Origin of the sequence: Mesorhizobium sp. M0062 (assembly GCF_040323125.1) — a bacterium.
Lineage (GTDB): Bacteria > Pseudomonadota > Alphaproteobacteria > Rhizobiales > Rhizobiaceae > Mesorhizobium.
Genome location: NZ_JAMYUO010000009.1, coordinates 126484 through 138961 on the forward strand (window position 1 = coordinate 126484; position 12478 = coordinate 138961).

Below are 12478 nucleotides of genomic sequence, written 5' to 3' on the forward strand. Positions count from 1 at the left end.
TGAATTATTATTCCGATTGCAGCGTTCGGAATTGTCTCATGGCCTTTATTGACCAGCACGATCGGTGCGCTGACCCCGTCGACCCTGACGATAAGCAGGCGCACAGTCCGGGCGCCCTGTTTGCAAGGCGCCCGGCGCTCGTTCCATCTACTTCTTTCGCAAATCCGCTTGCGCCAGATCCAGCGCTTTGGCGATGCGATCGCAAGCCATGTCGATCGTCGCGCGGGTCCAGATCAGCGGCGGCGACAGGATCATCGTGTCGCCGGTGGCGCGCAGCATAAGGCCTTGCGCGATGGCGTGGTCGCGGACGGTGACGGCGGCACTGCCCGCCGGCAGGAAGCGCTCCTTGGTCGCCTTGTCCTTGACGATCTCGATCGCGCCCATCAGCCCGATCGATCGCACCTCGCCGACCAGTTCGTGGCCGGCAATGCGCTCTTGCAGCGCCTGGGCGAAGTAAGGTCCGGTGTCGTTCCTGACCCTGTCGACCAAGCCTTCGCGCTCCATGATCTCGAGATTCTTCAGCGCCACCGCGCAGGCCACCGGGTGACCCGAATAGGTATAGCCGTGGTAGAATTCGCCGCCCTTTTCGACCAGCGTCGCCGCGATACGGTCGCCGACCAGCAGCGCCGACAGCGGCTGATAGCCCGAGGTCAGTGCCTTGGCCGTGGTGATGGTGTCAGCCTCGACGCCGAAGGTCTGCGCCGCAAACCATTCGCCGGTGCGGCCATAGCCGGTGATGACCTCGTCCAGCATCAAAAGCACATCGTATTTGCGGCAGATGCGCTGCACTTCCGGCCAATAGCTCATCGGCGGTATTTTCACCCCGCCCGCGCCCATCACCGGCTCGCCGATGAAGGCCGCCACCTTGTCGGCACCGGCTTCGAGGATGGCGTCCTCGACGGCCTTGGCCGCGCGCAGGCCGAAATCATGGTCGCTTTCGCCGGGCAGCGCCAACTCATAAGCATAGGGCATCATGACATGGACGATGTTGGGAACCGCCCCGCCGAGCTGCTTGTGCATCAAATCCATGCCGCCCAGCGACGTCCCGGCGACGGTCGAGCCGTGATAGGCCGACTTGCGCGAGATGATGCGGTTCTTCTCCGGCTTGCCTTCCAGCACCCAATAGTGGCGCACGAGCCGCAGCGCCGTGTCGTTGGCCTCCGAGCCGGAGGAGCCGTAGAAAACCTGGCTGATGCCCTTGGGCGCCAGCTCGGCCAGCTTCTTCGACAGCAGCACGGGCGTCGGCGTCGAGCATTTGAAGAAGGAATTGTAGTAGGGCAATTCCTTCATCTGCGCGTAAGCGGCGTCGGCCAGCTCGTCGCGGCCATAGCCGACATTGACGCACCACAGCCCGGCCATGCCGTCGAGTATTTCGGTGCCGTCGGCATCGTAGATGAACGGGCCGTTGGCGTGGGTGATGATGCGCGAGCCGGTCTCGCGCAATTCCTTGTGGTCGGTGAAGGGATGCAGATGATGCGCGGCGTCAATCTGCTGAAGCTGCTTCAGCGAATAGTTCTGGTAAGTCATGGGTTTGCTCTTTCCTCTGGAATCAAACCGGCAAGCTGCCGGGGCGACTTCGTCAGAGGACGGCGGGCGGCGAATAGCCGATGCGGGCGCACAGCCTGAGCAGTTCGGCGCGCAGCGTGCGCGGCGACGGTGTCACCGCGACCCCGAAGGCGCCGGATGTGCTCATGTAGACCATGGCGGCAGTCTATGCCGCCCGAGGCCCGGAATTCAAGCGGTGCCGCTCAATACCCTTTGCAGGAACACGTATTTCATGGCGGTTTGCGCCGCTTGCGGCCGGCGGTCGCCGCGCCCGCCATGGCCGCCTTCCGTCTCCTCGAAGAACAACGTCTTGCCGTGACCTGCTTCCTGCAGCTTCGCGGCCATCTTGCGGGCATGGCCGGGATGGACGCGGTCGTCGGCGGTCGATGTCGTGAGCAGCACCGGGGGATAGTCGGCATCGGCCGAGACATGATGGTACGGCGAATAGGCGGCGAGCCACTTGGCTTCTTCCGGTTTTGCCGGATCGCCATATTCGCCGATCCACGAGGCGCCTGGCGGCAGTTCGGTGTAGCGCAGCATGTCGAGCAGCGGCACCTCGATGATGACGGCGCCGAACAGTTCGGGATGCTGCGTCAGGGAAACGCCGGTAAGCAGGCCGCCATTCGAGCCGCCCTGGATGCCGAGGGAAGCAGCCGTGGCTATGCCGCGCCTGACGACGTCCTCAGCCACCGCGGCGAAATCGTCGAAGGCAGTCTGGCGATTGCCCTTCAGCGCGGCCTGATGCCAGGCCGGCCCGAACTCGCCGCCACCGCGGATGCAGGCCTGCACATAGGCGTTGCCCTTTTCCAGCCACAGCCTGCCGCGCACGCCGGCATAGCCGGGCAGCAGCGGTATTTCGAAGCCGCCATAGCCGTAGAGCAGCGTCGGCACCGGACCCTTCTGGTCGCGCCGCCTGACGACGAAATACGGGACCATTGTGCCGTCCTTCGAGCGCGCCTCGAACTGTTCGGAGACCAGCGGCGCGGCGTCGAACCGAGCCGGCTGCGATTTCACGGTGGCCAGCGTCGCCCCGTTATCATCCGACCAGATGATCGAACTCGGCGTCAGGAAATCGGTGAAGGAGAAGGAGACGCTGGAACCGAAATGCTCAGCATGCGCGATGCCGACATTGCCGTTCTCGGGCAGCGCCACCGGCTTCAGCGACCAGCGGTCGCCGCTGCGCTCGGCGACAACGACCTTGCCGCGCACATTGTCCATCAGATTGATGAACAGCCGGTCCTGAGTGCGGGCAATGCCGGCGACCGAAACACGGTGCGCTGGCGCGAGCATGGTTTCAACAGGGCCCAGGTCGCCGGTGTCCATCCAGTGTTCGAAATCGAAGGAATAGAGGCCGTCCGGCAAGCACTCAGTGCCGCCCGGCGCCGTCCATGGGCTGCGCACCCCGAACACGAACCGGCCCTTGAACAGCGCGGTGTCGGTGACATCGTCCGGCAGCGGGATGCGCCGGTTTTCGCCCGACGGCAGGCGCAGAAAACTGTGCGAGGAGAAGAAGGCGATCGTGCGGGCCAGAAACAAATACTGCCTGTCGCCATCATGCTCGACCCCCGCGCCGGCCGCGAGATCCTGCTTCTCGGCCTCGAAGATCGGCGTCGCCTCCTCCAACCGGGTGCCGCGCTTCCACAGCTTGACGACGCGCGGATAACCGGACTGGGTCTTGTCGTCTTCATTGAAGGCAGCCGAGACAATGACCGTGTCCTTGTCCAGCCAGGAAAAGCCGGATTTCGAGGCGGGAGCGCGGAAGCCGCCCTCGATGAATGATTTGGTCTCGATGTCGAATTCGCGCATCTCGCTGGCATCGCCGCCATCCGGCGACATCGCCACCAGGCAAAGGTTGAAATCGGGGTAAAGGCGGCTGGCGCCGCTGAACACCCACTTCACCCCCTCCTTGGCCGACAGCACGTCGAAGTCGATGATCGTCTCCCACGCAGGCTTCTCGGTCTTGTAGGAAGCAACCGTCGTGCGGCGCCAGAGGCCGAGCACATTGGTCTTGTCCTGCCAGAAATTATAGACTTGGCCGTTGAGCGCGGCACCGGCCGCAATGTTGTCCTCGGCCGTCATCAGGTCGAGCGCCGTCTCGAAGGCCGCCTGGTAGGACGGATCGCCCTGTAGTTCGGCCACGGTGATCTCGTTCTGGCGATGCACCCAGTCGAGCGATTCCTTGCTGGTCCGGTCCTCCAGCCAGAGGAACTTGTCCTCCGCGGTGGCATCCGTCTGGCGTTTTGTCATCGATTGGGTCACGCATGGTCTCCAGGCTAGTGGCGGGCAGCCCTGCCTACATCGCGTTGCAAGCGGTTTTATTCAAGATGGTGACGTCAGGTCATCGGGGGAATGCGGCCTCAAACCATCCGCCGGCGCAGGACCGTGGCCACAGCCAGTGCCAGACAAATTGTGCCCAGCGTGATCGGCAGGCCGGAGGCGCCGATCACATCCATGACGCCACCCGCCAGCGGCGGCACCACGATGCCGCCGATGCCCCACATCAGGGAGAAGGCGGCATTGCCGGCGACCAGCGCCGAGCCGGTAAAGCGCTCGCCGAGCTCGATGATCGACATGGTGTAGATGCCATAGGAGACCGCGCCCCAGATAAAGACGCAAGGCCAGATCAACGGCGTCTCGATCAGCAGCGGCAGCAGCACGCAGCCCAGCACAGTCACCACGACGCAGACGAATCGCACCAGCCGCGCCGTCAGCCGTTCCGCCAGCAAGCCGAGCGGCACCTGCATGGCGATGTTGCCTGCGATCATCACCGACAGCAGCGCCGACATGCGCGCTTCCGCGATGCCATAGTGCGTGCCGTAGACCGGCAGCAGCGCCAGCACGCCCTGTTCGAAACCGGCGGCAACGACCACCGCCGACAGCAGTAGCCATGCCAGTGGCACGAAGCCCATGACCGAAACCCGGCGCCCAGCTTCGTCGACCTTCGGCATTCGCGGCAGCACCAGCGCGAGGCAGGCGCCGCAAAAGATGAAGGCGGCGATCCCCACCAGGAATGGCGGCCATCCCACGGTGCCGACAGCGAGCAGGCAGAGCGGCCCGGCAGCGAAGCCGGCCGAGATGATGGTTGAATAGACACCCATGACGCGACCGCGGCGCGATGGCGGCGCCAGTGCAATGACCCAGATTTCGCTCAAGACATAGAGCGGATTGGTCACCACCCCGATCAAGAAGCGCAGCGGAAACCACAGATAGACATTCTGCGTCCAGCCGATCAGCGCAAGCACAATAGCCGAAAACGCCGCGCAGGTAAGCGCGGTGCGCCCTGCCCCGAACCGGCGCGCCAGTGCCGGGATCAGCGGCGACGAGACAATGAAGCCGATCGGCGTCATTGCCGCCGAGAGCCCGATGATGGCCGGCGAAACGCCCTGGCGTTGCAGGATGAAGCTCAGCAGCGGATAGGACAGGCCTTGCGCGATGGCGAACACCGAGACGGTCGCGATCACGCCGCTGATCGCCGCCCACTGCATCTTCTCGTTGTCAGCTTCCGCCAGGTTCATCATTGGGACCTAAACCAGATTCAGGACTAGCTTTTCTGTCCGACGCGGGTAAGCCCCGCCCCGGGAAAAACCGTTTGCTCCAGAGAAGGCCTGTCATGAGTTTGGGCCTGTCAGGAGTTTTTGGGCCTGTCAGGAGTTTGGCGCTTGAACGATCGGTAAAGCGCGAAGCTCACCAGCAGCGCGTCGAGTCCGGCGATCACCACCGGCAGACCGAGCGGACCGATGGTCTGCATCAAGGCACCGGCGCCAGGCGGGCCGACAATGCCGCCGGCGCCCCACATCAATGCGAAGGCGGCGTTGCCGGCGACCAGCACGGTTCCCCTGAAGCGGCTGCCGAGCTCCACCAGCGCCATGGTGTAGACGCCGTAGCCAACAGCGCCCATGACGAGAAGGACGAGCCAGATCGCCGGCGTCGTGATCAGCAACGGCAGCAAAACCGCGCAGGTCGTTGTCGCCAACGCACAGAAGATGATCATCGCCCGCCCGCCGAAACGCTCGGCCAGCAGGCCGAGCGGGATCTGCAGGAAGATGTTTCCCAGCGACAGTGCCATCACCAGGGCCGCCAGCGTCCTTTCGGGCAGGCCATAGGCGGCACCGAAGACCGGCATCAAAGCGTAGGTGCCCTGCTGGACCGCCGCCGAAACCAGCACGGCAAACAACAGCGCCGGCGCCAGCCTGGCGAAACCGAAAAAGCCGCCGGGCAATTGGCCGTCATCCTCGAAGCCGGCGAGGCTTGACGAAACAGCACGAAGGATCGCGGCGCACAGGATGAAGCCGGCCATGCCGACCAGGAAAGGAACCCAGCCCGATATCCCTGCCGCGGTCAGGACCAAAGGCCCCGCAGCATAGCCAGCGCCCAGCACGGTGTTGAATGCCCCCATCACCCTGCCGCGGCGCGACGGCGGCGCCAGCGACAGCGCCCATACTTCGCCCAGTATATAGAGCGGGTTGATGACGATACCGATGATGAAGCGGATGACGAACCAGCCCACCCAGTCCTGCAGGTAGCCGATGCCGAGGAAGCACAGCGCCCCAATCAATGAGCAACCCACAGCCAGGTTGCGCGCGCCGACCAGCCGAATGGCTGCCGGCACGAACGAGGCCGAAAGGATCAGGCCAAGCGGCATCATCGCTGCCGACAAGCCGATCAGCGCCGGCGACATGCCTTGCTTCTGCATCAGCAGCGTAAACAGCGGCGAGCTCAGCCCTTGCGCCGCACCGAACATCGCGAGGGCGGCAGTTACGCCGGCAAGCGCCGCCCATTGCGTCCCCGCTTCGCCATCGCTCGAACCGGTCGCAGCCATGATGCCTTCCACATGAATTGCCGGCCCATCCAGCGGCAAACCACTGAGCTAGCGGTTCGATTTAGGGAAAGGAAGGGCCGCGCCTGAAATCCCCTTGCGCCAAGAGCCGCAGTGGGCGCGTCCTGTCCGCCAATCCCCGGCAAGGTTGTCAGCTATCGGACTGCCGTTCGGGCATGTCGCTTCCCTCGTCCTAGTGGTCGCCGCCTCCGCAATGGTCGGACAGCCGCCGGTCCATTATGCCGCCCGCTACCAGCATCGTACGAGGACCATCATGACCGCCGCCCTGCATCCAGCCGAACCGCCTTTGGCAACCGACCGTGCCCGTCGCGGTGGCCGTGCGGGCAAGCGCGCCGGCGGCTCGGCCGCCTTCGAACAGCCGGCTTTTCGGCAACTGAGAAATCCGCTGACGCCGACCAAGCTGGTCTCTGACGACGAGCTGGAATCGATCCACCTCGCCTCGCTGCGCGTCTTGAGGGAAATAGGCGTCGACGTGCTGCATGACGAAGCGCGCCGCATGATGAAGGAAAACGGCGCCGATGTCCGCGAGGGCAGCGAGCGCGTGCGCTTTGACAGCGACATGATCCTCGATCTCATCTCCAACTGCCCGTCGGAATTCACGCTCCATGCCCGCAACCCGGCGCACAATGTGCGCTTCGGCGGCAACAATGTGATCCTGTCGATGATGGCGTCGGCACCGAACTGCTCCGACCTCGATCGCGGCCGCCGTCCGGGCAACCAGCAGGACTACCGCAACTTCCTGCGTCTGGCGCAGATGCACAACATCCTGAACTGCACCGGCGGTTATCCGGTCGAGCCGACCGACATCCATCCTTCCGTGCGCCACCTTGAATGCATCCGCGACCTCGCCACGCTGACCGACAAGGTGTTCCACATCTATTCGCTCGGCAAGGAGCGCAATGTCGACGGCATCGAGATCGCCAGGATCGCCCGCGGCATCAGCCATGAGCAGATGCTCGAAGAGCCGTCCGTCTTCACCATCATCAACACCAATTCGCCGCTGAAACTGGATGTGCCGATGATGGAAGGCATCATCCAGATGTCGAGCAAGGGTCAGGTCGTCGTCATCACGCCCTTCACCCTGTCCGGCGCGATGGCGCCGGTGACCATCGCCGGTGCGCTGGTGCAGCAAAATGCCGAGGCGCTGTCCGGCATCGCCTTTGCCCAGATGGTGAGAAAGGGCGCGCCGGTTGGCTATGGCGGCTTCACCTCGAATGTCGACATGAAGTCGGGCTCGCCGGCCTTCGGCACGCCTGAATATATGAAGGCGCAGCTTGTCGGCGGCCAGCTTGCCCGCCGTTACAAGATCCCCTACCGCACCTCCAATACCTGCGCCGCCAACACCGTCGACGCGCAGGCAGCCTATGAAAGTGTGTTCTCGCTGTGGGGCGCCATCCAGGGCGGCGGCAATCTGATGATGCACGGGGCCGGCTGGCTCGAAGGCGGCCTGCGCTGTTCCTACGAGAAGACCATGCTGGACATCGACCTGTTGCAGATGGTGGCCGAGTTCCTCACCCCGCTCGACCTGTCCGACGAAGCGCTCGGCTTCGACGCCATCCAGTCGGTCGGCCCCGGCGGCCATTTCTTCGGCACCCAGCACACGCAGGACCGCTACAAGACAGCCTTCTACTCGCCCATCCTCTCCGACTGGCGCAATTTCGAGACCTGGGCCGAAGCCGGATCGCCGACCGCGCTGGAAAAGGCCAACAAGGTCTGGAAGGAGCGGCTGGCATCCTACGAGGAACCCTATATGGACCCGGCGATCCGTGAAGAGCTCAACGACTTCGTCGAAAAGCGCACGGCCGAAGGCGGCGCGCCGACCGATTTTTGATCGGCAAGCAACTGGCGGCATCCCGCCAACCGACACACCTGATTCAATTTACGCAAAAACGGACCTATCTCTCATGAAATCTCATGTAAAAGCGGTTGTCATTGGCGGCGGCGTCGTTGGCTGCTCGGTGCTCTATCACCTGGCCAAGGCCGGCTGGACCGACATCATGCTGATCGAGCGGTCCGAGCTCACCTCCGGCTCGTCCTGGCACGCAGCCGGCGGCTTCCACACGCTGAACGGCGATCCCAACGTCGCCAAACTGCAGGCCTATACGGTGCAGCTCTACAAGGAGATCGAGGAAATCTCCGGCCAGTCCTGCTCGCTGCATCTGACCGGCGGCGTGATGATGGCCGATACGCCCGAGCGCATGGATTTTCTGCGCCTGGCCCACGCCAAGGGCCGCTATCTCGGCATGGACACCGAGCTGATCACGCCCTCCGAAGCCAAGGCGATGTTCCCGCTGATGGACGAGACCAATTTCGTCGGCGCCATGTGGGATCCGGTCGAAGGCCATCTCGATCCCTCCGGCACGACGATCGCCTACTCCAAGGCGGCCAAGAAGCTGGGCGCCGAGATCGTGCTGCGCAACCGCGTCGTCGACTTGACGCAGGAAGTTGACGGCACCTGGAACGTCGTCACCGAACAGGGCACCGTCCACGCCGAGCATGTCGTCAACTGCGGCGGCCTGTGGGCGCGCGAGATCGGCCGCATGGTCGGCGTCGAACTGCCGGTGCTGGCCATGGAGCACATGTACCTGCTCACCGAGCCGATGCCCGAGGTCGAGGAATTCAACAAATCGACCGGCCGCGAGATGATCGGCGTGCTCGACTTCAAGGGCGAGATCTACACCCGCCAAGAGCGCAACGGCATCCTGCTCGGCACCTATGAAAATGCCTGCAAACCCTGGTCGCCGGTCAATACGCCGTGGGATTTCGGCCATGAACTGCTGCCGCCCGACCTCGACCGCATCGCGCCGTCGCTGGAGATCGGCTTCAAGCATTTCCCCGGCATCGAGAAAGCCGGCATCAAGCAGATCATCAACGGCCCCTTCACCTTCGCGCTCGACGGAAATCCGCTGGTCGGGCCGGTGCAGGGCCTGACCAATTTCTGGTGCGCCTGCGCCGTCATGGCCGGCTTCAGCCAGGGCGGCGGCGTCGGCCTCGCGCTGTCCAACTGGATGGTGCATGGCGATCCCGGCTTCGACGTCTGGGGCATGGATGTCGCCCGCTTCGGCGAGTGGGCCGGCCTGCGCTACACCAACGCAAAGGTGCGCGAAAACTATTCGCGCCGCTTCTCCATCCGCTTCCCCAATGAAGAGCTGCCGGCTGCGCGCCCTGCACAAACCACCCCGCTCTATGACACGATGCTCGCCAACAACGCCGTAATGGGCGATAGCTGGGGCCTGGAGACCCCGCTGTGGTTCGCGCCGAAGGGCAAGGAGCCGAAGGACGTCGTCTCCTTCCACCGCTCAAACGATTTCGGTCCTATCGGCGAGGAAGTGCGCGCCACGCGCGAACGCGTCGGCGTCACCGAAATCGCCAACTTCGCCAAATACGAAGTGTCGGGACCTGCGGCTGAGGATTTCCTCAACCGGCTGATGACCAACCGCATGCCGAAGATCGGCCGCATCGTGCTGACGCCGATGATCAACGAGTTCGGCAAGCTGATCGGCGACTTCACCATCGCCAAGGCAGGCGAAGACAGATTTATGATCTGGGGTTCGTCCGCCGCGCAGAAGTACCACATGCGCTGGTTCGAAAAGCACCTGCCGAAGGATGGTTCGGTGCGCATCCACCGCTTCGATCAGACGCTCGTCGGCCTGTCGATCGCCGGGCCGAAATCGCGCGATCTCTTGCAGAAGCTGGTCGATGTCGACATCTCGACCAAGGCGTTTCGCTTCATGGATTTCCGCGAAATGGCGGTCGGGGGCGCGCCCTGCATGGTCAACCGCATCACCTATACCGGTGATCTCGGCTATGAAATCTGGATGGCGCCGGCCTATGAGCGTCTGGTCTACAAGGCCATCAAGGACGCCGGCGAGGAGTTCGGCCTCGTCGATTTCGGCATGCGCGCTTTGCTCTCCATGCGCCTGGAGAAGAACTTCCCGACCTGGTACCGCGAGCTGCGGCCGATCTACGGCCCGTTCGAAGGCGGGATGGACCGCTTCATCAAGCTGGAGAAGAACGACTTCATCGGCCGCGAGGCCGCCGCCAAGGAACAGGCGGAAGGACCGAAACTGCGCCGTGTCTCCTTCATCATCGATGCGGCCGACGCCGATGTCATGGGCGACGAGCCGATCTGGGCCAAGGTCGGCAAGGACTATGGCACGGTGGAAAAGCCGCATGGCTATGGCGCGCCGCGCTTCGACATGGCGGGCAAGGAAGTGCGTGGCTCGAAGGCTGCCGAAGGCGCTTCCGCCGTGCGCGGCATCGTCGACGGCGACTGGCGCGTGGTCGGCTGGGTCACCTCGGGCGGTTACGCGCACTATGTGCAGAAATCGATGGCGCAGGGCTATGTGCCGGCGGCACTCGCCGAGGACGAAAGTGCCGGACTGTTCGAGATCGAGATCCTCGGCCACCGGCGTCCGGCGCGTATCAATGTCGAGGCGCCCTTCGACCCCAGCGGCGAGAAGATGCGGACCTGAAAAGGCGACAGGGAGCGTGAGATCGTGTAAGGGGCCTTCGGCAGTTGGCCGCAGGCATTTCCCTCGATGAGAAGACGATCCCCTTGCAGTATCTAGAGAAATGGACGGACTGGCTCGGCGAAGGCAAGGTCGGTCCCTTCAACGCCGCACTGGTCTGCGTCGCGGTCTATTGCGTCGTCCAGATCGTGGTGATGGCGCTGCTGTCCCATGTCGTGGGAACCGGTGTCGGCGTCGACGATTCCGAACAGCTGATGTACATGCGCTACCTCTGGGCTGGCTATGGCGGCTCGCAGCCGCCGCTCTACACCTGGCTCGCCCGCCTCGTCGCCGCCGTGGTCGGAACGAACATCCTCGCGCTCAAGATCGTGAAGTACCTACTGATCGGAGCGGCGCTGGCGTCGGTTTTCATCGCTGTCCGCCGCCTGGGCTATTCCAGCCGCGCTGGCGCCGCCGCATTGTTCGGCCTGCTGTTGTTTCCGCAGATGGTGTGGGAGATGCAGCACGCCCTCACCCACTCGATCGCCGCTTTCTGTTTTTCAGTGGTGCTGTTTCTTGCGCTCGTCGAACTGGTGCAGCGGCGTTCCCTGGCCACCTATGTGCTGTTTGGCGTGGCGATGGCCGCCGCCATCCTGTCGAAATACAACAACGCGATCTTTCTCGGCGCGCTGATCCTGTCCACCCTGTCGCTGCGCGAAACGCGCGGCGTCATCCTCAACCGCCGGTTTTCGATCAGCCTTGTCGTGGCGGTGCTGCTTTGCCTGCCGACGCTCTACTGGAACCTGACCTACACCGACCAGCTGCTGTCGCACAGCGGCGGCTTCGGCATGGGCAGAGGAGAAAGCGCCATACAAACCGCATTCTACGGAATGCGCGGACTGGGCAAGGCTATCCTGTATTTCGCCGTGTTGCCGGCCGGCATATTCGTCGCGGCTTTGCTCATCGCATGGAAAAAGCCGGCGCCGGCTCTGCAACCGGCGCCATGGACCGAGAAACTGGTGTGGCGCACCATCGCTTTTGCCCTGGCGATGACCATCGTGCTCGTCCTGGCGAGCGGGACGACGCAATTTCGCGATCGCTGGATGCTTCCCATTCTTGTGTTGCTGCCGGTCGCGCTGGCCTTGCGGATGGATGCCAGAGGCGACAAGGGAAGGAAGGTGCAGGACGTCGTCGTCTTTGTCGGCGCAACGCTTGCCATCCTCGTGCTGCCGGTGACCTGGTACACGCACCTCAATGGCGGCGACAGCCGCGGCAGCATCGTGCGTGTCGACTACCAGTCGCTCTATGGCCAGCTGACGGCAAACGGTCCGGTTCGCACGGCGATATCGAGCTGGCACTGGGTGGGAAATCTGCGTCTTGTCGATCCCGATCTGGTCGTGCTCGACGACGAGATGCCGGACTTCGGCCATTTGCTGATCGAGCCGGCGGTGCTCGTGATGGCCAATGACAAGGAACCTCCCGAGGGCATCCTGCGGGCCTTGAGCGAGGCCGGCTATGTCGCTGACGGCTCGCCGCAGCAGTTGGTCGTTCCGATGCTGTTCGACAGCGAGCCGCCCACCCGCACGCTGACGGTCACGCGGCTGAAGAAAGCGGCCGCGGGCGCAGCGCCACAGTAAGTCGGCAG

8 protein-coding genes are annotated in these 12478 nt (G+C 63.8%); 3 read left to right on the forward strand and 5 right to left on the reverse strand.

Translation table 11 applies throughout. The annotated features are described in order from the left end of the window. Positions 1–147 precede the first annotated feature (147 nt). The 5 genes from NKJ64_RS13625 to NKJ64_RS13645 form a co-directional block, all read right to left on the reverse strand. Positions 148–1527, reverse strand: a complete 1380-nt coding sequence (locus NKJ64_RS13625; protein WP_023670423.1) for an aspartate aminotransferase family protein — start codon at positions 1525–1527, stop codon at positions 148–150. 52 nt (positions 1528–1579) lie between these two features. After that, positions 1580–1702 carry a hypothetical protein gene (locus tag NKJ64_RS13630; protein ID WP_023670422.1) on the reverse strand — a complete coding sequence of 41 codons (123 nt, stop codon included), beginning with the start codon at positions 1700–1702 and terminating at the stop codon, positions 1580–1582. A gap of 32 nt (positions 1703–1734) precedes the next feature. Continuing rightward, entirely contained in the window at positions 1735–3792 is a 2058-nt protein-coding gene (locus tag NKJ64_RS13635) for a prolyl oligopeptidase family serine peptidase (RefSeq protein ID WP_156933746.1), read from the reverse strand. 110 nt (positions 3793–3902) lie between these two features. Then, on the reverse strand, positions 3903–5063 hold the full coding sequence (locus NKJ64_RS13640; protein ID WP_502902867.1) for an MFS transporter: 1161 nt from the start codon (positions 5061–5063) through the stop codon (positions 3903–3905). A gap of 107 nt (positions 5064–5170) precedes the next feature. Further along, the gene (locus NKJ64_RS13645) at positions 5171–6364 is read right to left on the reverse strand and encodes an MFS transporter (protein WP_352462773.1); all 1194 of its coding nucleotides are present in this window, start codon (positions 6362–6364) and stop codon (positions 5171–5173) included. A 271-nt stretch (positions 6365–6635) separates the two neighbouring features. Here NKJ64_RS13645 and NKJ64_RS13650 point away from each other — a divergent pair, with 271 nt between their 5' ends. The 3 genes from NKJ64_RS13650 (at position 6636) to NKJ64_RS13660 (ending at position 12470) form a co-directional block, all read left to right on the forward strand. After that, positions 6636–8213 (forward strand): trimethylamine methyltransferase family protein, encoded by a 1578-nt coding sequence (locus tag NKJ64_RS13650; RefSeq protein ID WP_023753424.1) that lies wholly within the window; start codon positions 6636–6638, stop codon positions 8211–8213. 73 nt (positions 8214–8286) lie between these two features. Next, positions 8287–10857, forward strand: a complete 2571-nt coding sequence (locus NKJ64_RS13655; protein WP_352462774.1) for a GcvT family protein — start codon at positions 8287–8289, stop codon at positions 10855–10857. Between the two features lie 83 nt (positions 10858–10940). Next, positions 10941–12470 (forward strand): ArnT family glycosyltransferase, encoded by a 1530-nt coding sequence (locus NKJ64_RS13660; RefSeq protein WP_023753426.1) that lies wholly within the window; start codon positions 10941–10943, stop codon positions 12468–12470. Positions 12471–12478: the final 8 nt, after the last annotated feature.

Excerpts from the sequence above, each read along its gene's own strand:
- NKJ64_RS13625 (WP_023670423.1), bottom strand. The coding sequence starts at position 1,527 with ATGACTTACCAGAACTATTCGCTGAAGCAGCTTCAGCAGATTGACGCC.
- NKJ64_RS13630 (WP_023670422.1), bottom strand. The coding sequence starts at position 1,702 with ATGGTCTACATGAGCACATCCGGCGCCTTCGGGGTCGCGGTGACACCG.
- NKJ64_RS13635 (WP_156933746.1), bottom strand. The coding sequence starts at position 3,792 with ATGACAAAACGCCAGACGGATGCCACCGCGGAGGACAAGTTCCTCTGG.
- NKJ64_RS13640 (WP_502902867.1), bottom strand. The coding sequence starts at position 5,063 with ATGATGAACCTGGCGGAAGCTGACAACGAGAAGATGCAGTGGGCGGCG.
- NKJ64_RS13645 (WP_352462773.1), bottom strand. The coding sequence starts at position 6,364 with ATGGCTGCGACCGGTTCGAGCGATGGCGAAGCGGGGACGCAATGGGCG.
- NKJ64_RS13650 (WP_023753424.1), top strand. The coding sequence starts at position 6,636 with ATGACCGCCGCCCTGCATCCAGCCGAACCGCCTTTGGCAACCGACCGT.
- NKJ64_RS13655 (WP_352462774.1), top strand. The coding sequence starts at position 8,287 with ATGAAATCTCATGTAAAAGCGGTTGTCATTGGCGGCGGCGTCGTTGGC.